Here is a 21,777-nt window from a genome sequence, read left to right as displayed (position 1 = left end):
CGGTCTTTTTTATGGTTTAATCGTTAAGTTTCAAAACTGCCATGAACGCGGATTGCGGTACTTCTACTCTACCAATCTGCTTCATTTTTTTCTTACCCTCCTTCTGCTTTTCCAATAATTTTCTCTTTCTGGAAATATCCCCACCGTAACATTTTGCGGTAACGTCTTTTCTTAAAGCCTTAATGGTTTCTCTTGCAATAACTTTCGCTCCCAAAGCCGCCTGAACAGCAATATCAAACTGTTGTCTAGGAATCAGCTCACGAAGCTTTTCACACATCCTTTTACCGATGTAATAAGCATTAGAATCGTGAATCAAAGAAGATAATGCATCTACCATATCCCCATTAATCAGGATGTCCATTTTCACCAACTTGGAAGCCCTGAATCCGATTGGGTGATAATCGAATGAAGCGTACCCTTTAGAAATAGATTTTAGCCTGTCATAGAAATCAAAAACAACCTCAGCCAAAGGCATGTTGAAGATCAATTCAACTCTTTCAGATGTCAGATAACTTTGGTTTACGATCTCTCCTCTTTTTTCGATACATAAAGTCATTACAGCACCTACGAAATCAGATTTTGTAATGATAGAAGCTTTAATGAAAGGCTCTTCCACTCTGTCCATTGTTGACGGATCCATCATTTCGGATGGGTTGTTGATCAAAATCGGAACATCCGGTTCTTTTTTAGTATATCCAAAATAAGAAACGTTCGGAACCGTGGTGATCACGTTCATATTAAACTCTCTGTCAAGACGTTCCTGAACAATTTCCATGTGAAGCATTCCCAGGAATCCGCAACGGAAACCAAAGCCTAGAGCAGCAGAACTTTCCGGTTCGAAAACTAAAGAAGCGTCATTTAATCTTAATTTTTCAAGAGAGAATCTTAATTCTTCAAAATCTTCAGAATCAATAGGATAAATTCCTGCAAAAACCATCGGCTTTACTTCTTCAAAACCTTCAATCGGTCCCGGAGCAGGATTTTCAAAAGACGTAATGGTGTCTCCTACCTTTACTTCACGGGCATCTTTGATCCCCGAAATCAGATATCCTACATCTCCACAATGAACGGTTTTCTTTGGAACCTGTTTCAGTTTTAAAGTACCAACCTCATCTGCTCCATATTCTTTTCCTGTTGCAAAGAATTTAATTTTTTCGTTTTTAGAAATACTTCCGTTTACCACTTTGAAGTAAGCCTCAATTCCCCTGAAAGGATTATAAACAGAGTCAAAAACCAAAGCCTGAAGCGGTGCATCCGGATCTCCCACCGGAGCCGGAATCCTTTCCACAATCTGCTCCAGCAAATGAAGAACACCCTCTCCTGTTTTCCCGGAAACCCTTAGTACATCTTCATATTCGCAACCGATCAAATTCATAATTTCATCTGTTACTTCTTCTGGATTTGCGGAAGGAAGGTCAATTTTATTCAAAATCGGAATGATTGTCAAATCATTTTCCAACGCCAAATACAAATTACTAATAGTCTGTGCCTGAATACTTTGAGCAGCATCTACAATAAGAAGCGCTCCTTCACAAGCAGCAATTGAACGGGAAACTTCGTAAGAAAAATCTACGTGTCCCGGTGTATCAATCAGATTTAAAATATATTTTTCTCCTTTATATTCATAATCCATCTGGATCGCATGAGATTTGATCGTAATCCCACGCTCTTTCTCCAAATCCATATCGTCAAGTGTCTGAGATTGTAATTCTCTCTGAGTCACCGTATTGGTATACTCCAAAAGACGATCCGCCAAAGTACTTTTACCGTGGTCGATATGGGCGATTATGCAAAAATTTCGTATGTTTTTCATTTAAGAACCTTGTAATTTGCAAAGATAAGAAAATGCGAGGGAATTTCTAATTCTTATTTTATTGGGTGAAAATTTATTTTTTAGAAGCTGTTTCCCGCTATCCACTTTTACTCCTCGCGCCAAAGCTAATCCAATTCTTGCTGTGGGGTAACCGTTCCTATCGGGGCTAGGAAGTGCGGCAGTACAAAGTGAATTGTGAATTTTTAGGACTTTCTAATCACTGCGAAGCAAAATTCACTTGTTAAACCACCCCGTCAAAAATTCTTTCGAATTTTCGCCACCCCTCCAGAGGAGGGGAATTTTCACCGCTCAAAGTTCCTTGTTATTTATTGTAGCTTGTCATTACTAATAAAAATTTTTAACTTTTCACATTAAAATCTTTACAGAAAGCCAAAACTTATTTTAAATTCATGAAAAAAGTTCTTTTATTCCTTTTAATTATTCCCTTAACCCTGTTGAAATCTCAATGGGTTGAAAACGCACCGCAAAATCCCGAAGAATTTGTAAATCCGTTAATAGGAACCCTTTCAAAACCTTCTTTATCGAATGGAAATACATATCCCGCCGTCGCTGTTCCCCACGGAATGAACCTTTGGACACCGCAAACCGGAAAAAACGGAAACGGATGGCAATACACTTACGATGCAGACAAAATCCGTGGAATAAAACAAACGCATCAACCATCGCCCTGGATGAACGATTACGGAATGTTTTCAATCATGCCTGTGACGGGAAAAATGCGTTTTAATGAAGAAGAAAGAGCAAGTTGGTTTTCCCATAAATCAGAAGTTGCAAAACCTTATTATTACAGTGTTTATCTGGCTGATCACAATGTAACGGCCGAAATAACTCCGACTGAAAGAGCTGCACAAATGCGTTTAACATATCCGGATTCCAACGATTCTTGGTTTGTGGTGGATGCTTTTGATAAAGGTTCAAGCATTACTATTATTCCTTCTCAGAATAAAATTGTGGGATATTCAACAAAATATTCAAGAGGAAAATTGGTTGGTTTTAAGAATTATTTTGTGATTTATGCGGATAAACCTTTCACGAAATATTCAACATGGAAAGATAAAGATTTTGTAAAAGATGCATTGAAAATTACAGGAGATCATTGCGGTGCAGTGGTCGGTTTTGCAACAAAAAAAGGCGAAAAAGTAAATTTGAGAATTGCTTCATCTTTTATCAGTTTAGAACAGGCAGAATTAAATTTACAAAGAGAATTAAGCAAAGATTCATTTGATGAAACTTATAAAAAAGCAAAATTAGCCTGGAATGAAAAATTAAAACGAGTTGAAGTTGCGGGCGGAACCATCGATCAGATGCGGACTTTCTATTCTTCCTTATATCGAATGCTTTGCTTTCCACATAAAATGTATGAAATTAACAAAGCGGGGGAAGTTGTGCATTACAGTCCGTATTCAGGAAAAACTGAGGCTGGTTATCGTTTTGCGGGAACCGGTTTTTGGGACACTTTCAGGGCACTCTACCCTTTTTTAAATCTGGTTTATCCAAGCATTAATGTTGAAATGCAGAAAGGCTTAATCAACGATTATAAAGAAGGCGGCTGGCTTCCGGAATGGTCAAGTCCCTCTTATTCAAATATTATGATTGGAAATAATTCTGCTTCTGTGGTGGCGGATGCCTACATGAAAGGCTTGCGGGGTTATGATATTGAAACTTTATATCAGGCGTTGCTTCACGGCGCAAATAATGAAGGTCCGGAGGCGACTGGAAGACTGGGAATTGAGTATTATAAAAAGCTGGGTTACGTACCTTATGATGTGAAAATCAATGAAAATACTGCAAGAACATTGGAATATGCTTACGATGATTTTGCGATTGCCCAATTAGGAAAAGCCCTTGGAAAACCGGAATCTGAATGGGGAGAATATTACAGGCGTTCCCAAAATTTCCAAAAAGTAATTGATCCAGAGACAAAACTGGCTCGCGGAAGAAACCAGGATGGCAGCTTTCAAGCACCTTTTAATCCTTTCAAATGGGGTGATGCTTTTACGGAAGGTAATTCGTGGCATTACACATGGTCGGTTTTTCAGGATATTGAAGGATTGGCCAAATTAATGGGCGGAAGAAAGGATTTTTCAAAAAAATTAGATCAGATTTTTGAGTTACCTCCTATTTTTGATGACTCTTATTATGGTTCAACAATCCACGAAATTCAGGAAATGGTAAATGCGAATATGGGACAATATGCTCACGGAAATCAGCCGGCTCAACATATTATTTATTTGTATAATTATTCCGGAGAGCCCTGGAAAACACAATATTGGGTTCGCGAAACGATGAACCGCCTGTATCAGCCAACACCTGATGGATATTGCGGCGATGAAGATAACGGACAGACTTCGGCCTGGTATATTTTCTCGGCACTTGGTTTTTATCCCGTAACTCCGGCGACGGATCAGTATGTTTTGGGCGCTCCTTTATTTAGAAAAGCAACAATTAATCTGGAAAATGGAAAAACTCTTGAAATTAAAGCTGATAATAACAGCGAAGAAAACAGATATGTGAATTCCTTACAATTTAATGGAAAAAAATATTCTAAAAATTGGCTAAGTCATCATGAATTAATGAAAGGCGCAACCCTGAAATTTGATATGTCTCCTCAACCGAATAAAGATCGGGGAACGAATGAAAAAGATTTTCCTTACTCTTATTCTAAAGACAAAAAATAAAGAAAAAGAGAGACAGTTGTCTCTCTTTTTTATTCTATTATTTAGTTTTACCAAAGTTTTCGGGTAAGATATAATGCCCTGTGAAAGGATCTAATGAGACTTCGGTCCCTGCCATAGCTCTTCTTTTTTTTGCCGCACCCGCGTCAATGGCTGCAATGGCCACATTAGCCGCAACACTTCCTATCAAACCTGCAATACCTCCGCCAATCATAATAAAAGAAGAATTAGATTCGGGGAAAAGTTCTTCTTTTTTAACCTCAATAAAAAGCCCCTGATCATCCCTGAAAATTTCAACATAACCCACAGGAATTACCTTAAACGGAATTCCATTATGAACAAATGCATAAAAGTTTCTTATAGGCTCTTTTTTCTCTCCGTTAACCGCTTTTGTTACGATTCCTTTTGTATTGGTTTCAATAATAAAACCCGGTTCAGGATTGTGCGTGAAAAAACTATAGTAATCTTTATACACACCATCTTTTAAAGTTTCTGTTTTTAAAATATCAAGCTTATCTTTTAATAAAGAAGTATAATTTGGAAGGTCATTTTCTGAAATACTATATTCCCATGGTTTTAATTTATAAGAACTTTTAAACAAATCCGTAAAAATAAGTGTTGTTTTTTTTGCCAAACTTTGTGCTAAATACGGCGTAGTGCGTGATGAAACTGTTGCGACTGTATCTATCCTATAAACAAAATGATACCCATCATCTCTTTTAATGAAAGTGCTTGCTCTCAGGTTTAATTTTCCAATTGAAGACTTTTCTTTTTTATCTTCTGTTATTTCTATATTTTCTAATAACAAAACAAAGTTATCATTTCCTCTTACCGGATTATTTTTGTAGAACCAGTCTGTGATATCTTTTTCTGCGTTGTTTTCAAAAACAACATTTACCTGATCTTTGTGATACATGACAGATCCGATATCCTTATTTGGTCTTTGATCAATGACCGTAAAAGTTTTAATGGATTTTTTATCGTCTTTAATAGATTTTGACAGGTTTATGGTTTCCTTTTCCTGCGCCATTAATTTCACAGAAAACAACAGTAATATGAAAATTTGCTTCATCAATTTATAATTTTTTCAAAAATATGAATTAGTTCAACATAAAAAAACTCTCACAAAGATTTGTAAGAGCTGTTATTTTATTCATTCAAAAAATCATTATAAATTTCAAACATTTATTTTGTGAAAATGTATCCTCCGGTCAGAGAATCTATATAAACATAGGATTCTATGGTAGATTTATAGCCGATTCCATTCATGGCCCCACTATTTGAGTTTGACGCAGAATCTATTGCCGCACCTATCAAAGCGCCTACAACTCCTCCTGCAATAGCACCAACCATGGCTCCTCCCCCTTTATTCTCAGCAAAAAGATTGACTCTGGAGCTAAAAATTGAAAATCCTTTTTTATCCTTCTTCATTTCATCGAAACCAACAGGTGTTAGTTTATATGCCTTTCCACCTTCTACATAACAATACATCTCGGACAAAGACGTCTGTATGCCGTTTTGCATTAATCGTACAACCTTACCTTTTCTATTTTTTTCAGTAGAATAATCTGCATTGGGTTCTTGATTATAAAAACTTTTAAAACTGGTATAAACTCCATCCTTAAGTTCAGGATTATTAAATGCTTTATAATTTTTGCCTAAATATTCATTGTAATTATTGATCTCACTTTCAGGAATAAATGATCCGGAAATTGTGTTGGAATAAGAGGCCTTAATAAATTCTGTGATGATATCAGAAATTCTTGGAACCAAATATCTTTGAGCATGAGATGTTATTTTCGGATTACAAACAATCACATTGTCAAAACGATTAATAAAATAATATTTGTCATTTCTTTTTAAAAAACTCGAAATTCTTATTTTCAGTTTTGCATAAGGAAAATCTTTGTTTCTATCCTGCTCATCATATACTTTAAGTTCTTCCAGCATGACAACAATGTCTGTATTTCCTAATTTCTTATTATCATTCAGAAACCTGCTTTCAATGTGGCTTTTCAGATTCTCATCAGCAAATTTTATTTCCGCCGTTTCATCTTTATCTGTAATTGTACCTATTGTTTTATCCGTTCTGTTATCAACAAAAGTAAGGGATTTTGTACGTCCGTTTTTGTCCTTAATATTCTGGTCAAGCTTGATCAGCTCAACTTTTTGAGCAGAAATAAGCACAGAAAACAGAATGAATGCCAGTATTTTCTTCATAATTTATGTTTAAAAATTGCCGCAAAAATACAAATTCATTTAAAATTAAACGACCCTCACAAATAAATTGCAAGAGTCGTCCAACATTAAAAAAATAAACTATTATGGGTTTTGTCTTTGTCTCGGAGCGTCATTTTTGTTTCCGTGAGGCTTTCTTTCGTTCATTTTATCTCTCATCATTCCCTCAGATTGAAACAGCTTCAAGACTTTTTGGCAAGGAATTACCTGCTGCATTTTATCAGCGTATTTTTTTCTATTATCTAATAACTTTTGTCCAACATCAAAGCTTTGCTGAAGTTTGGCTTTAGCCTCATCATCTGACAAAGTTTCAGGATTAAAATTGGAATTGAACTGACTTTTTATCTGCTTCTGACTTTCCAGATATTCATTATAAATTTCTGTAAATTCAGTTTTGTCGCTTGGGTCAATATTCAGATTTTCCATCACCATATTGTTCCTGAACTTAGTAAGAAGCGCCTTTCTTTCTTCCGGAGAAAGATTGTTTATTACTTCTTTTCTTTGTTTAGGGTCCATCTTCTTCCAGTCATAATCTGTCCTTTGGGCGTTCAGTCCAAAACCATAAATAATTAAAAGTGTAAATAATATCTTTTTCATCTTTCTCATTAATTATATAAATCCAAATAAACGTCCTGCGTTGAATTGCTAGCCAATTCTGAAATTTCAGAGTTTGTAAAAGAATCCAAATATTCGTTCATCTGAGCTTCCGTTTTTTTGGAAGCAGGTTTTACTGTTTGAGTTTTCATCTCAGCCCTTGTCTTATCTGCCTGGTTATCCTGCACATAGATAGGCTTCTTATTATTCTGACTTTCACCTGTTTGATTGTTGTTTTCAACAGAAGTTAAATCAGATTTTAAAGTTTCATAGGCGATTTCGCTCTCTGTCTTTGTTTTCTGGTTATTTACAGCATAAGATGTCTGAGAATCCGTCTGGTCTTTTGTTGAATCATTGTTTAAATTATAAACAAAAGTCGCCCCAAAAATCAAAGCTAATGACGCCGCAGCAGCATATCCCCAATTTAATTTGAAGATAGGTGCTTTTTTCCTAGCTTGTAAATCATTCATCACATTTTGCTGAATATTTTCAAACAAATTATCAGGAATTGTGTAAATGTTTTTACGTTCAAGTTTTTCTATATCGAACTCTTTCATCTCTGTTTTTTCAAAAATTATCTCTCGTAATTTTCTTTAATATATTCTTCTATCTTTTGTTTGGCATAATGATAATTCGTTTTTAAAGTCCCTACCGACATCTCTACAATTTTCGAGATTTCTTCGTAAGGCAAATCATCATAATACCGCATCATAAATACCAGTTTCTGCTTTTCCGGCAGGCTTTGTATGGCGCTCTGTAGTAAGATCTGTATTTCTTCTGCATTTCCGTCCGTATTATCTGCCACCAAATTCTGCATATAATATTCCGGGTCTTCATCCGTTTTCTGCATTTTTTTCAGTTTGTTCACCTGCTGCAGCGCTTCGTTGGTAGCAATTCTGTACAGCCATGTATACAGCTGGCTATCATTTTTAAACTGGTGAAAATTCTGATAAGCTTTAATAAAAGTCTCCTGCAATGTATCCTGAGCAAGATCTCCATCCACAATAATTCTCCGTATGTGCCAATACAATCTACTTTGATAAGCATCCATCAAGGCACGAACTCCTTTTTCGAGAGTCCGTGGATTTTGCATCAACGAAATAATTTCCGCGTCCTTAATCTTCATAAGATGCTTTCATTGTTTTGGATTACAAAAATAACTGAAAGTTAAATTACTCCTTCAATTTTCAGTCCAATATATTCAAAATATAAGAATTTTCAGATACTTTTTAATGAAATTAGTATAAAACGCTGGGTTCGCAAAGATTTGTTTTATTTCTGCCGCATATTTCCGTCGCAAACTTCCCTCATAAAAAACTCATCACAAAAACCTATCTTTGTTATATGCAAATTGTAATTATCGGTTCCGGAAATGTAGCCTTTCATCTGGCCAAAGCTTTTGTTCTGAATGACATTCCTTTAGCCCAGATTTTTGGAAGGAATGAAAAAGAATTAAATCAAATTTCTTCAGCGTTAAAAATTCCGTACTCGACGGAAAAACTAAAGGACGCAGATTTATACATCGTCTGTGTAAGCGACAATTCTGTGGAAAATGTATCTCAGTTAATTACTAAAAAAGACAGTCTGGTTGCCCATACTTCCGGTTCGCTTCCGAAAGAAATTCTGACAGGAGAGTACAGAAAATCAATTTTTTACCCACTTCAAACTTTTTCTAAATCAAAAGAGCTGGAATATGAAAAAATTCCTTTTTTTATAGAAGCTGAAAATGAAGAAGATAAAAAATTCCTTTTTGAAATAGCTTCCAAAATCTCAGGAAATGTAATGGAAAGCACTTATGAAAAGAGAAAATATATTCATTTAACGGCTGTTTTTGCCTGCAATTTTGTCAATCATCTTTTTTCTAGGGCAAAAGAAATTTCGGATTCCCAGGAAATTCCGTTTGAATATTTTTTACCGTTAATTGATGAAACGGTACAGAAAATTCATGAAATAGATCCTAAATCAGCACAAACCGGCCCGGCTGTGCGAAACGACAAACGGATATTGGAATTACATGAGCAATTACTAAAAGACGAAAGTCTTGAAATTTACAAAACAATGAATCATTCTATTCAGAAAATGTATGAGCTATAAAGAGAAATTAAAAGATATAAAAGCATTTGTATTCGATGTAGACGGGGTTTTCACGGACGGAAGCATTTATTTAATGCCCGGAGGAAACATGTCGAGAGTAATGAATGTTTTGGACGGCTATGCGGTCGTTAAAGCCTTAAAAAACAATTATTTAATCGGGGTAATCACCGGTGGGAATGATGAAATGGTAAAACACAGGATCAATTATCTCGGAATTGAAGATTATTATCCTAAATCACCAGATAAAATGATCGATTTTGAAGATTTTAAGGCGAAATATAATCTTAAAAACGAAGAAATCTTAACAATGGGAGATGATATTCCGGATCTGCACATTATGGAAAACTCCGCGATTGCGACTTGTCCGGAAAATGCCGTTCCGGAAATCAAAGAAATTTCAAATTACATTTCACCTAAAAAAGGAGGAAGTGGGGCCGTGCGAGATGTCATTGAGCAGGTCATGAAAGTTCAGGGAAAATGGCATGATGATAACACACAATCAGTTTAATTAATTGAAAATGAAATTATTATTAGCATCACAATCTCCCAGAAGAAAAGAATTATTGTCCAGTTTAGGCTTCGATTTTGAAGTCGTGAAAATCGACTGTGAGGAAATCGTTCCCGACCATATCAAAGTGGGAGAGTCCGCAGCTTATTTATCTGAATTAAAAGCAGAGGCATTCAGAAAACTGGAAGAAGGTGAGGTTTTACTGACAGCTGATACTGTTGTAGCCATTAATAATCAGTTTCTTGGAAAACCGAAAAATGAAGAGGATGCAAAAGCAATGCTACAAATGCTTTCAGGGAAAACACATCAGGTTTATACCGGAATTACGATTAAAACTTTAGATAAAACCATCACACAAACCGATGTTGCAGAAGTAGAATTTGATGAAATTACAAATGATGAAATAGCGTATTACATTCAACATTACAAACCTTTCGATAAAGCAGGAAGCTACGGCATCCAGGAATGGCTGGGAATGGCGAAGATTAAGAAGATGAATGGCAGCTTTTATACCATTATGGGATTGCCTACCCATTTGGTTTACAAAATTTTGAAAGAAATATAAAGAGTTTCAATACAAAATTTTATTATTTTTACAAAATCATCTATCCTACTGATAATAAAAAGTAGATTAGCGAGTTATATTGAAATAATGAAAAAGAATATTTTATTCCTTTTAGTGCTTTGTATCGTAGCTTCTTGTGCCACAAAAACCAAGAGGCCGGATCAGAGATCGAAGTTCATGAAAGGATTTTCCACATACTACAATACCCTTTTTAATGCAAAAGATGCGTTAAACAGCGAATTTGAAACAAGAGATAAAGGTCATAAGGACAATTTTTATGCACCTTATATTCCTATTCTCACCTATGAGGATCAACCTTTGGGAAGTGATCTTGGTCAGTCACAGGCTTTTGCCGAAAATTCCATGAAAATGGCTGAAGTAAACAGACCTGCCCAGAATAATCCCAATAACGGTAAAAATGGTCCTCCGGGAATGCCGCCAGGAATGCCTGGAAATCCGGGCAATAACACTTTGTCTGGAACAAACGGTGTGGGAGCTGATCCCAATCAGCCGGAACAGAAAGGGGCAACAACTTTAGAAATTGCAGAGGCAAAAGCTTTAAAAGCAATTAATAAATATTCTGTCATCAAGCATGGTGAAGAGCAAAACAAACAGATTTTTGAAGCTTATATGATTCTGGCCCAGGCACGAATCTATAGAGGCAAATCTTTGGAAGCTTTAGATGCTTTAAATTACGTTTTCACCCACATGAAAGATGATAAAAGGCTTCCTTTGGCTAAAGTTTATCAAGGTTTAGCCTACGCTCAGGTAAAAGATTATCATAAGGCTCAGGATGTTTTCAATAAATTAAAAAGTGAAAAAATAAGCAAAGACTATGATAAGCTTTTAAGCATTTATCAGGCTGAAGCTTATTTGGATGCAGATAAAAAAGAAGAAGCCGTAAAAGAGCTTGACCGCGCTTTTGAACTGAATTCCAACAGAAAACTGAAAAGCAGAATTGCATACCTGAGAGGACAGGTGTTGGAAAATATCGGACAGAACGAAAGAGCTAGAGAAAGTTTTATGGCTGCTTATAAATATGCCAATGATTTTGAATTTGAGGTAAAATCGCAAATCGAAATTGCAAAAACTTTTAACGGAAAAGGAGATTACAGCGGCGCAAAAAAATATCTTGAAGACATCAGTAAAAAAGGAACTTATGGCTCGAGAAAGAACGAATTTTACTATGCACTAGGCTTAATGGCCAATAAAGCCGGAAAAAAGGACGAGGCTCAGGAATATTTCAGAAAATCTCTGAAAGAAAAAGTTTCGGATCCACAGGTTCGTGGTCTGGCTTATTATGAAATAGGAAAGGGGTACTTGGACAAAAATGATTATATCGGGGCAGGAGCTTATTATGATTCTGCATTGGCTGTAATGACGTATGAACCTTCAAAAGTTCTTTTAGCTGACCAATCAACTTACATTAAAAAAATCTCAAGAAACTATTATTTAATTAAAAAAAATGACAGTATTCTGAATTTAGCTAAAATGAGTACTGAGCAGAAAACCGACTTTTTCACAAAATATATTGCAAAAATAAAAGCAAAAGAAGAAAGGGAAGAACTGGAAAGAAGACGTGCGGAAAGAAGCAAAGGGTTTGATACAGGAGTTTACAATGCAAATTCAATTTTTGCCAACAGCTCAAGTTCTTTTGAAGATTTCGGAGTGGCAACAAGAGGTTTTTATTTCTCAAATACCGGAACTGTAAGCAAAGGAACTTCTACGTTTAAGCAGACCTGGGGAGAAAGAGCCCTGGTTGATAACTGGCGTTTTTCTAAAAAAATGGCAACGATTGAAGACATGAAAAATGAGGCTTTAGGAACAACCGATGTCCCAAATCCAAGACGTTTTGAGCCTGCTTTTTATATTGAACAAATTCCTACAGATGCAACCAAATTAGGCCAATTGAAAAAGGACAGAGATACCGCTTCTCTGGGATTAGGCGTAATGTATCAGAATTACTTTACAAATACTCCTTTAGCTACCAAAACATTGTATGATCTGGTGGATGTAAAGCCGGAAGAAAAGGTAATGCTGCAGGCTTTGTATGAAATCTTCGCGATGAATTATGAGAAAAATCCACAGATTGCAGAAAGGGCAAAACAGATTTTACTGACGGATTATCCATATACTTCTTATGCAGAATTTGCGAGAAATCCTAAGAATACCAGCTTCGTAAAATCTTCTGTAGATGTTGAAAGCCAGTATAAACAGGCTTTTGCGTTGTATGAATCTGAGAAATTCGGGGAAAGTAGGGAAATTATAGATCAAACGATTCAGAAATATCCTAAAGATGCTTTAGTCCCTAAATTATATTTATTAAATGCCTTCAATGCAGGGAAATCGAGTGGGAAAGAGGTAATGATCCTCCAGCTGGAACAGATTGCTTTGAATTATACCAAAACTCCGGAAGGAGAAAAGGCCAAGGAAATGCTTAATTACCTGAAGTCTGAACTCAACTTCCAGCCTACGGATAATAAAGGAAATAATGTGCCTCAGAATCCTGGAAATTTGGGCAATAATGTGCCACAGAATCCGACACAGCTGAACAATTCCGGTGTTCCTCAAAATCCAGCTAATAACAGCCAGATGATGAACAACCCTCAACAAGTACAGCCGTCCAGCGGTAATACTAACCGCCCGCCAAAGAATCCTAACTAATGTTTTACAAAATCCGGGTTCAATACCCGCAAAACCTCAATAAAAAAGAAAAGCGAAGATTAATTCTTCGCTTTTTTTATACCTTTTATTTTTTAGTCAATAGAATCTGACGGTTTCTTTTTCTTTACTCCATGAAATTCTTTGAGGTAAAACGGTTCGAAATATGCAACGTCTTCAAACTCTTTTTTATCAATTTTTTCAATAGTTTTTTTGATTAAATACTGAGCAGAAGGGTAGATGCTTTCATTATATTCAGCGTTTGGAAGCTGTAAAATGTCCTTTGCTTTTTTCGCGCCGTCTCCTACAAAAAGTATTTTTTTATTTTTAAATTCTTCAAAAGAAGTTTCATCTAAAATTTTAGCTTCCGTTTCAGAGATCTCATCTCCGGTTTTCCCATCATAAACAGCTGTATAAACCTCCATTCTCCTTGCGTCCACCATTGGGATTACAAAATCATAGTTTTGCCCTAAAAAAGGCTCAATCATGCTTTCTAAAGAATTCACGGCAATCAATGGAACTTTTAGCCCATAACAAAAGCCTTTTGCAGAAGAAGCACCAATTCTTAATCCTGTATATGAACCAGGCCCTTTGCCCAAAGAAACGGCCTCAATATCCTTCATTGAAATTCCGGCGCCTTCCAAAGCCCATTCTACAAAAGTGTGGAGACTTTCGGACTGCTTATAGTTTTCAGAAACCTCTTCCGTCAAGCAAAGCAGCTTTTCATTTTCAGAAATAGCTACCGAGCAGTTTTTTGAAGATGTTTCGAGATATAAAATTTTCATTTTTTTAATGTAACAATTTAACAGTATAGCAATTTATCAATGAATAAAATGCTAAACATTCTGCAAATTTAAGCCATAATTTCGAAACTATTTTCTGTAAATCGTTCTTGGTTCCGCCTGAGCTGTCGGGTAAATCGTCATATCAGAAATACAGACATGTTTCGGAGCATTCACACAATACGCGATAGAATCTGCAATATCTTCGGCTTTTAAAGGCTCATACCCTGCATACACTGTTGCTGCTCTTTCGTTATCTCCTTTAAATCTAACCAAAGAAAAATCCGTTTCAACAGCTCCAGGTTGAATATTGGTAACCTTAATACCGAATTCGGTTAATTCTAAACGCATTCCTTCGGAAATAACATCGACGGCTTTTTTGGTCGCACAATACACAACTCCGTTTGCATAAGTCTGTCTCGCTGCAATCGAGCTGATATTCACAATATGTCCGGAGTTTCTTTCTTTCATTCCAGGAATAATCATTTTGGAAACATATAAAAGCCCTTTCACATTTCCGTCGATCATAGAGTCCCAATCGTCGGTTTTGCCTGCAGAAAGAGGGTCTAAACCGTGTGCATTTCCTGCATTGTTAATCAAAACATCAATATTTTTCCATTCTTCCGGAAGCGAATTAATGGCAGTTTCAACTTCCTCCAGATTCCTGACATCAAACTTTAAACTAAATATTTCGGTGAAAGCAGAAAGTTCTGTTTTTAAAGACTCCAAAACTTCAGATCTCCTTCCACAAATAACGACTCTGTTATCTTGTTTTGCAAGAAGCTCTGCAGTGGATTTTCCTATTCCGGAAGTGGCTCCGGTCACTAATATTGTTTTCATAAAAATTATAAATCTTTAATATAGCGATCTTAATAATTTAACAAGATTACAATCATTGGTAAACTGGTACATTATTAAATTGTGCATTATTCAATTGGCATCGAATGCTTCAAAAGCATCCTGAATATGTTCGATAACTAATCTTCCTTTTTCATCCGGAAGAACAGAAATTATGTCAAATCTTACTTCCTGGTTTTTATTAAATTCTTCCAGATAATTGTTCGCTGCGGAGACTATTAATGAAATTTTCCTTTTGTTAACGGCTTCCTGAGGCAACATAAAAGCATCTGTTGAACGTGCTTTTACTTCTGTAATAATAATTAAATTATCTTTTTCAGCAATGATGTCTATTTCCGCTTTTTGAAAACGGAAGTTTCTTATTAAGACTTTATAGCCGTTTTTCTGTAGAAATTCTGCTGCAAGATCTTCTGCTTTCTTTCCTAAATCGTTGTGTGAAGCCATTGTTGGGATTTGAGGGTTTTAGTGTTTGTGAGTTAAAATCACCTTATTTTTAAAATAATTTATTCTTAAAACTCAATCTTAACCTTATCCTCAACTTTTACCTTCACATTTCCACCGATAATCAGCGGTCGGTTGTCTTTGATATGACCATTTGGAAAGCCAAAAACTACCGGAAACTTGTATTTTGAAATTCTGTCTGAAATTAATTGATAGGTAAATTCATCGAAGCTTTCTTCGTATTGTTTATTGTCTTTTTCATCGCCCATATTGGTCATTCCGCCAACAATTAATCCTGATATTTTTTTAAAAACACCTGCCAGTTCCAAGCTCATAATCATTCGGTCGAGCGCGTAAAAATTTTCGCCGATATCTTCAATGAATAAAATTTTATCTTTAAAATCAAAAGAATATTTTGTTCCTAAAAGCGCATAAATTAAGGCTAAATTTCCTCCAATCAATTCTCCTTCAATATTTCCATTCTTATTAAATTGATGCGACTCAAGGTTATATTTTAGCTTTTTACCCTTTAAAATATCAAAAATAAGATCATAGCTTTCTTCCGTTACTCCAAAGCTGGAAGTTTTAACGGTTTGTCCGTGAATGGAAGCGAACCCTTTTTTCAATAAATAACTTTGGATCACCGTGTTATCAGAATAACCGATGTACCATTTTTGATTTTTAATGAAATTTTTTAAGTTTAAGCTTTCAACTAAATGCTGACATCCGTAACCGCCTCTGGAAGCCCAAATTGCAGAAATTTCGTTGTCATTTAAGGCCCAATTGAGGTCTTTTATTCTTTCCTGTTCTGTTCCTGCGTAATTGTAGCCGTTGGAAAACTTAGTATAAAGATGTTCTCCTAAAATGGGTTCGTAACCTTTGTTTTTAATCATTTCGATTCCCTTTTGAAGCTGAGTCTCATCTACGGCTCCGGCAGGGGAAATAATGGCTATTTTATCACCTTTTTTAAGGGATTTTGGAAAGATTTTTTTCATTTGGTCTTTTGATATTTTACTTCAGTTTTTTCGGCTTCTTCCAATTGCCTATCGAATTGATTGAATTTTTTGAAGCTTTGCAGGAAAATAAAGAAGCTGAAAACGATGAGGATTCCGCCAACAATTCTTCTGATCTGGTTGGCAAGTCTTTGTGTCAATTTATCGTGGAATTGCTTTGCCAGAAAGATCTTTGCAAGGTCAATACAAAGGTAAGTGGCAATAACAATGCTGATGTAAAAAATAAAATTGCCGGTATCCGGATATTGATTCCTTACGGAAATCACCGTTACCAGCCAGAAAAGGATTACTCCTACATTTAAAAGATTAAAGAAAAAACCATTAATGAATGTTTTAAAATAATTCTGATTAATGATTCTTTCTTCGCCGGGCATGTGCATCTTGGTTTTGGTAACCATCATCACGATGCCGTATATAAAAATAAGTATTGCTGTAATCCTGTAAAAACCAGGATGTTTGTCTATTAAAGTAACAATATCTGCACTTGCATAATAGGCCGCCAAAATACACAGAAGATCTGCAGAAATAACGCCGATATCCAAGGCCAGGGCATGTTTTGGGCCTCTTGAAAAACTGGTTTCTATGAGCAGGAAAAAAATAGGTCCTATAAAAACCAGACTCAACATGAATCCCAATACAATAGCAGATAATATAAGTTCAAACATTCAATAGCTTTTTAAATGAAAAAAATTTCATCCCACTTATACAAAGTTAGCCTTTATGTTTTAATTAATCAACAATCTTGAAATCTAACTGCTTTTGAATCAAGTTTGCCTTCACAACTTTTATCTGAACATTATCTCCCAATTGGTATCTTTTTCCGTGTCTCGAGCCGTATACTGCATGAGTTTTGGAATCATAGGTATAAGAATCGTCCACTAAATCTCTTAATTTAATCAAGCCTTCTGCACCATTTTCAGGGATTTCTACCCAGAAACCAAATTCAGCAACACCGGAAATTACTCCATTGAAAGTTTCTCCCAAATGTTTTTCCATGAATTTCACCTGCATGTATTTGATAGAATCCCTTTCTGCATCGGCCGCCAATCTTTCCATGGAGCTGCAATGCTTTGCTTTTTCTTCAAGCTCTGCTTTGTTTGGAGATTTTCCTCCATCCAGATAATGTTGAAGCAAACGGTGTGCAATCAAATCCGGATAACGACGGATAGGAGAGGTAAAGTGAGAATAGAAATCAAAACCAAGCCCGTAGTGACCAATAGGCTCCGTTGAGTATACTGCTTTGCTCATACTTCTCATCGCTAGTGTTTCGATCATATTTTCTTCGCCTTTTCCTTTTACGTCGTGCAATAATCTGTTTAATGATTCGGCAACTTTTTTGGTATTGGCAAGATCCATTTTATATCCGAAAGTGGAAACAAAATCTCTTAAAGATTCCAGTTTTGCAGGATCCGGATCATCATGAATCCTGTAAATAAATGTATTCTGAGAGATTTCTCCTCTTTTATTTAAAGAAACAAATTCAGATACTTTTTTATTCGCAAGCAGCATGAATTCTTCAATCAAATGATTTGAATCTTTACTTATTTTAAAGTAGACACCCACCGGCTCATTTTTTTCATCTAAATTAAATCGAACTTCGCTTCTGTCGAACGTAATTGCACCGTTTCTGATACGTTCTGCTCGCATGATTTTCGCTAATCTGTCCAACACATTGATTTCTTCCTGAAGATCACCCTGTTTTGTTTCAATTCTTTCCTGAGCTTCCTCATACGAGAATCTTCTGTCAGAATGAATAACCGTTCTTCCAAACCATTGTTTATGAATTTTTGCATCATCATCCAGTTCAAAAACAGCAGAGAATGTGAATTTATCTTCATTCGGACGAAGTGAACAAACATCATTACTCAAAACTTCCGGAAGCATCGGTACAACGCGGTCTACAAGGTAAATTGAAGTCGCTCTCTGATAGGCTTCATCATCTAAAATAGTTCCGGGAACCACATAATGTGAAACGTCCGCAATATGAACACCAATTTCCCAGTTCCCGTTTTCTAACTTCCTGATTGACAAGGCATCATCAAAGTCTTTTGCATCTTTCGGGTCAATGGTGAAGGTCGTAATTCCACGCATATCCCAACGTTTTGCTACTTCTTCATCATTGATACTTCTGTCAATTTTATCGGCATCTCTTTCAACTTCTTCAGGGAATTCGTATGGTAAGCCGTACTCTGCAAGAATAGAGTGAATCTCCGTTTCATGCTCACCGGGAGCTCCTAAAACCTGGATAATTTCACCTTCAGGATTTTTGTCGCCGGGTTTCCATTCTGTCATTTTTACGACTACTTTATCGCCGTCTTCCGCACCCCCGAATTTTCCTTTAGGAATAAAAATATCTGTATTTATTGTCTTTTTATCACAAACAACAAATCCGAAATCTTTATGGGTAACCACCTGTAAAGTTCCTACAAATTCCGTTCTTGTTCTTTCCAGAACTTCCAAAACAGAACCTTCCAGTTTTTTTCCTTTATAAGTATAGGTTACGATTAAAACTTTATCACCCTGTAACGCATCTTTTACATTTTTGGAATGGATAAAAATATCATCTTCCAGTCCTTCGACACTTACGTAGGCATTCCCGGATTGGTTGAAATCTATAGTTCCGGTAAGTGTTCCTTTTATATTAAGGTTTACGATATATTTTCCTTTTTCTGTTTCTTTAATCCTTTCATCAGCCTGAAGCTTATGCAAAGCCTGGATAACAAGCTCTCTCTGTCTTGGATTTTTGTGATCTATTCCGTCCGCGATCTGCTTATAATTATAGATCTTCGTAGAATTTTCATTCATAAAACGCAGAATAAGTCTTCCTATTTCCTGTAATTTATGATCATTTTTCTGACTTATATATTTTCTTTTTTTTGGCATATTTATTAATTATTAGTTAGTTACAATTTTAATTTAAAAAATTAAAACTGTTTTTAAATCATCTCACAATTATTTAGATAAATTTTAATATTTACTAAAACTATTATTCTTTATTTCAACAACATCAATTTTCCTTCCAATTTATTTACAAGGGGAGTTTTAGTTTTGTATAAATTTAATACAAATATGGAGAAGAGAGGGGAAAACCTTTTATTAAATATTGTAAAGGTTTCTGGTAGATAATAGATTGGTAAATTCTATTGTACGGTGCAAATATACAAAATTAAAAATAAATAAGGCTTGCAAATTGATTTACAAGCCTTTATAGTTTTAGCAAAATGCGATTTTATCAACTCTGTTTTGGTGTCTTCCACCTTCAAAATCTGTTGACAGGAATTTATCTACAATTTCAATAGCTAATTCCTTAGAGATAAATCTCGCTGGTATCGAAATCATATTGGCATCATTATGCTGTCTGGCCAATGTTGCAATCTCCGGCATCCAGCAAAGTGCGCAACGAATTTTCTGATGCTTGTTTGCTGTAATCTGAACTCCATTTCCACTGCCACATATTAAAATACCTAGTTCATTTTCTCCGTTTTCTACTGAAGTTGCCGCAGGATGCACGAAGTCCGGATAATCCACACTGTCTGTGGAGAACGTTCCAAAATCCTGAACCTCAAAGTTTTCTGATAAATAGTTCTTAACAATTTCTTTGTATTCAAAACCTGCATGGTCAGCGGCAATAGCGATTTTTCTTTTCATAAACTGCTTTATTAAGTCTTACTTGATTCATTTCCTTACAAAGGTAAGAATAATAACAAAGCCTGTTAGTCTTTCGGGGGTAAATTGTGAAAAGCATTGTGAATAACTGTGGATAACTCCGGCAAAGTAAATGTTTCGTAACATGGAAAAAATTTGTAATGAAACTTGCTTCCTAAAATTTTAACAAATACTTTCGAAAACTTTCGGGTGAGATTTATGGAGTTTCTCCATAGATCAGTTATTCATAAAGATCTTGGAGAAAAGTTATCCATAATTGTTAGTAACGAACCAAAGAATCAGATTTACAGCAATTTGTATTGTGAATTAAATATGAATTGAATTGAAAATTAATGTTATGAAATATTTCTCAAAAACTTATCCCCGAAACTCACATCACTTAACAACAAAGACATATTCTTTTTTTTATAAAGAGAAAAAAATGTTGATTAGTGAATGTTGGGTTTGCGGGAAAGTTTTTGAAAACTTTTGTCGGGTTGGGCCTTTTCAAATATTTTAAAATCTTACATTTGTGAAAAGAAAATTCTAGGTTATTTATGAAAACAATCAATGATTTCAATTTTAAAGAAAAGAAGGCTCTGGTAAGGGTGGATTTCAATGTTCCGCAGGATGACCAGCTGAAAGTTACAGATAATACAAGAATAGTGGCGGTAAAGCCTACCATTGATAAAATCCTTAAGGACGGAGGTTCTGTAATCCTGATGGCTCACCTTGGAAGACCAAAAGGTGAAGTAAAAGATGAGTTTTCGTTGAAGCATATAGTTGGAGAAGTTTCTAACGTTTTGGGCCAGGAAGTAAAGTTCGTAGAAGAATGTGTAGGAGAGAAGGCTGTACAGGCTGCATCTGAACTAAAGCCAGGCGAAATTCTTTTATTGGAGAATCTGCGTTTTCATAATGAAGAAGAAAAAGGTGATGAAGGCTTTGCTGAGCAGCTTTCTAAATTAGCAGATGCTTATGTAAATGATGCCTTTGGAACAGCCCACAGAGCACATGCTTCAACAGCTGTAATTGCTAAATTTTTCCCTTCAACTAAATTTTTCGGTTTACTGATGGCAAAAGAGCTTCAGGCAATCGACAGAGTTTTAAAAAGTGGTGAACGTCCTGTAACTGCGATACTTGGAGGATCAAAAGTTTCAACTAAAATTACCATTATAGAAAATATTTTACCAGCCGTCGACAATTTAATCATCGGTGGTGGAATGGCTTTTACATTCATTAAAGCTCTTGGTGGGAAGATAGGAAATTCATTGGTTGAAGAAGATAAATTACCTCTTGCTCTTGAAATTTTAGGAAAAGCAAAGCAGCATAATGTAAAAGTTTATCTGCCGTCTGATGCAATCATTGCCGAAAGTTTTAGTAATGATGCTGATAGGAAAGAAATTGATATTTATACAATTCCTGAAGGATGGATGGGATTGGATGCAGGCCCGAAATCAAGAGATCAATTTAATGATATTCTTTTAAATTCAAGAACAATTCTTTGGAACGGACCAATTGGAGTTTTTGAAATGTCAAATTTTGCAGCAGGAACTATTGCTCTTGGTGATAGCATTGCAGAAGCAACAAGACAGGGAGCTTTCTCTTTAGTTGGAGGTGGGGATAGTGTTGCTTTCGTGAAGCAGTTCGGATATGATGAGAAAGTGAGCTATGTTTCGACTGGAGGTGGAGCGATGCTTGAAAGTTTGGAAGGATTGGAACTTCCCGGAGTTGCTGCAATTAATAAATAAGAAATTGTAATTAATATAAATTTTAAGTCCGCTGAGTTTTTGGTGGACTTTTTATTTTATTAAATTATAAATATTTGGTTTTTATTAAACTTTGTGAAAATGATAAAATCAAGTTTTGAGG

General features: G+C 35.6%; 19 protein-coding genes. 6 read left to right on the top strand and 13 right to left on the bottom strand.

Features of this window, described 5'->3' with window-relative positions:
- Positions 1–16: 16 nt before the first annotated feature.
- Positions 17–1,813 carry a translation elongation factor 4 gene (gene lepA, locus ATE47_RS17160; protein ID WP_062163106.1) on the bottom strand — a complete coding sequence of 599 codons (1,797 nt, stop codon included), beginning with the start codon at positions 1,811–1,813 and terminating at the stop codon, positions 17–19.
- A 410-nt stretch (positions 1,814–2,223) separates the two neighbouring features.
- On the opposite strand from lepA, the gene ATE47_RS17155 reads away from it, so the two are divergent.
- Positions 2,224–4,512 carry a GH92 family glycosyl hydrolase gene (locus ATE47_RS17155; RefSeq protein ID WP_062163105.1) on the top strand — a complete coding sequence of 763 codons (2,289 nt, stop codon included), beginning with the start codon at positions 2,224–2,226 and terminating at the stop codon, positions 4,510–4,512.
- Positions 4,513–4,549: 37 nt separating this feature from the next.
- Here the strand turns inward: ATE47_RS17155 and ATE47_RS17150 are convergent, their stop codons facing one another.
- The 5 genes from ATE47_RS17150 to ATE47_RS17130 form a co-directional block, all read right to left on the bottom strand.
- The gene (locus tag ATE47_RS17150; RefSeq protein ID WP_062163104.1) at positions 4,550–5,581 is read right to left on the bottom strand and encodes a hypothetical protein; all 1,032 of its coding nucleotides are present in this window, start codon (positions 5,579–5,581) and stop codon (positions 4,550–4,552) included.
- A gap of 113 nt (positions 5,582–5,694) precedes the next feature.
- Positions 5,695–6,729: a hypothetical protein gene (locus ATE47_RS17145; protein WP_062163103.1), complete on the bottom strand. Its 1,035-nt coding sequence runs from the start codon at positions 6,727–6,729 to the stop codon at positions 5,695–5,697.
- A gap of 102 nt (positions 6,730–6,831) precedes the next feature.
- Positions 6,832–7,344 carry a hypothetical protein gene (locus ATE47_RS17140; RefSeq protein ID WP_062163597.1) on the bottom strand — a complete coding sequence of 171 codons (513 nt, stop codon included), beginning with the start codon at positions 7,342–7,344 and terminating at the stop codon, positions 6,832–6,834.
- 8 nt (positions 7,345–7,352) lie between these two features.
- Positions 7,353–7,898 carry a hypothetical protein gene (locus ATE47_RS17135; RefSeq protein ID WP_062163102.1) on the bottom strand — a complete coding sequence of 182 codons (546 nt, stop codon included), beginning with the start codon at positions 7,896–7,898 and terminating at the stop codon, positions 7,353–7,355.
- A 17-nt stretch (positions 7,899–7,915) separates the two neighbouring features.
- Positions 7,916–8,467: an RNA polymerase sigma factor gene (locus ATE47_RS17130; protein WP_062163101.1), complete on the bottom strand. Its 552-nt coding sequence runs from the start codon at positions 8,465–8,467 to the stop codon at positions 7,916–7,918.
- A 218-nt stretch (positions 8,468–8,685) separates the two neighbouring features.
- Between ATE47_RS17130 and ATE47_RS17125 the strand changes: the two genes are divergently transcribed.
- From ATE47_RS17125 to porW, 4 genes are all read left to right on the top strand, one after another.
- Positions 8,686–9,435, top strand: coding sequence for a Rossmann-like and DUF2520 domain-containing protein (locus tag ATE47_RS17125; RefSeq protein ID WP_062163100.1), 750 nt, complete (start codon positions 8,686–8,688; stop codon positions 9,433–9,435).
- Entirely contained in the window at positions 9,425–9,943 is a 519-nt protein-coding gene (locus ATE47_RS17120) for a KdsC family phosphatase (protein WP_062163099.1), read from the top strand. Before ATE47_RS17125 ends, ATE47_RS17120 begins: the two co-directional genes overlap by 11 nt.
- 10 nt (positions 9,944–9,953) lie before the next feature.
- Positions 9,954–10,508: a Maf family protein gene (locus ATE47_RS17115; protein ID WP_062163098.1), complete on the top strand. Its 555-nt coding sequence runs from the start codon at positions 9,954–9,956 to the stop codon at positions 10,506–10,508.
- Positions 10,509–10,595: 87 nt separating this feature from the next.
- Positions 10,596–13,172, top strand: coding sequence for a type IX secretion system periplasmic lipoprotein PorW/SprE (gene porW, locus ATE47_RS17110; protein WP_062163097.1), 2,577 nt, complete (start codon positions 10,596–10,598; stop codon positions 13,170–13,172).
- Between the two features lie 92 nt (positions 13,173–13,264).
- Here porW and tsaB read toward each other — a convergent pair whose 3' ends face one another.
- From tsaB to rpiB, 7 genes are all read right to left on the bottom strand, one after another.
- Positions 13,265–13,954, bottom strand: coding sequence for a tRNA (adenosine(37)-N6)-threonylcarbamoyltransferase complex dimerization subunit type 1 TsaB (tsaB, locus tag ATE47_RS17105; RefSeq protein ID WP_062163096.1), 690 nt, complete (start codon positions 13,952–13,954; stop codon positions 13,265–13,267).
- 87 nt (positions 13,955–14,041) lie between these two features.
- Positions 14,042–14,791, bottom strand: coding sequence for an SDR family NAD(P)-dependent oxidoreductase (locus ATE47_RS17100; RefSeq protein WP_062163095.1), 750 nt, complete (start codon positions 14,789–14,791; stop codon positions 14,042–14,044).
- Positions 14,792–14,881: 90 nt separating this feature from the next.
- A complete protein-coding gene (locus tag ATE47_RS17095; RefSeq protein WP_062163094.1) occupies positions 14,882–15,253 on the bottom strand; it encodes a YraN family protein in 372 nt (123 codons plus the stop codon).
- Between the two features lie 65 nt (positions 15,254–15,318).
- The gene (locus ATE47_RS17090) at positions 15,319–16,245 is read right to left on the bottom strand and encodes a S66 peptidase family protein (RefSeq protein ID WP_062163093.1); all 927 of its coding nucleotides are present in this window, start codon (positions 16,243–16,245) and stop codon (positions 15,319–15,321) included.
- Positions 16,242–16,928, bottom strand: a complete 687-nt coding sequence (locus ATE47_RS17085) for a LysE family translocator (RefSeq protein WP_062163092.1) — start codon at positions 16,926–16,928, stop codon at positions 16,242–16,244. Before ATE47_RS17085 ends, ATE47_RS17090 begins: the two co-directional genes overlap by 4 nt.
- Positions 16,929–16,992: 64 nt before the next feature.
- The gene (rnr, locus tag ATE47_RS17080) at positions 16,993–19,146 is read right to left on the bottom strand and encodes a ribonuclease R (RefSeq protein ID WP_062163091.1); all 2,154 of its coding nucleotides are present in this window, start codon (positions 19,144–19,146) and stop codon (positions 16,993–16,995) included.
- 330 nt (positions 19,147–19,476) lie between these two features.
- Entirely contained in the window at positions 19,477–19,911 is a 435-nt protein-coding gene (gene rpiB, locus ATE47_RS17075) for a ribose 5-phosphate isomerase B (protein ID WP_062163090.1), read from the bottom strand.
- 554 nt (positions 19,912–20,465) lie between these two features.
- Here rpiB and ATE47_RS17070 point away from each other — a divergent pair.
- Positions 20,466–21,656 carry a phosphoglycerate kinase gene (locus tag ATE47_RS17070; protein ID WP_062163089.1) on the top strand — a complete coding sequence of 397 codons (1,191 nt, stop codon included), beginning with the start codon at positions 20,466–20,468 and terminating at the stop codon, positions 21,654–21,656.
- Positions 21,657–21,777 lie beyond the last annotated feature (121 nt).

This window comes from Chryseobacterium sp. IHB B 17019, from assembly GCF_001456155.1.
Lineage (GTDB): Bacteria > Bacteroidota > Bacteroidia > Flavobacteriales > Weeksellaceae > Chryseobacterium.
Note: the sequence above shows the minus strand (reverse complement) of the source record. Positions and strands in the feature narration are given on the sequence as shown.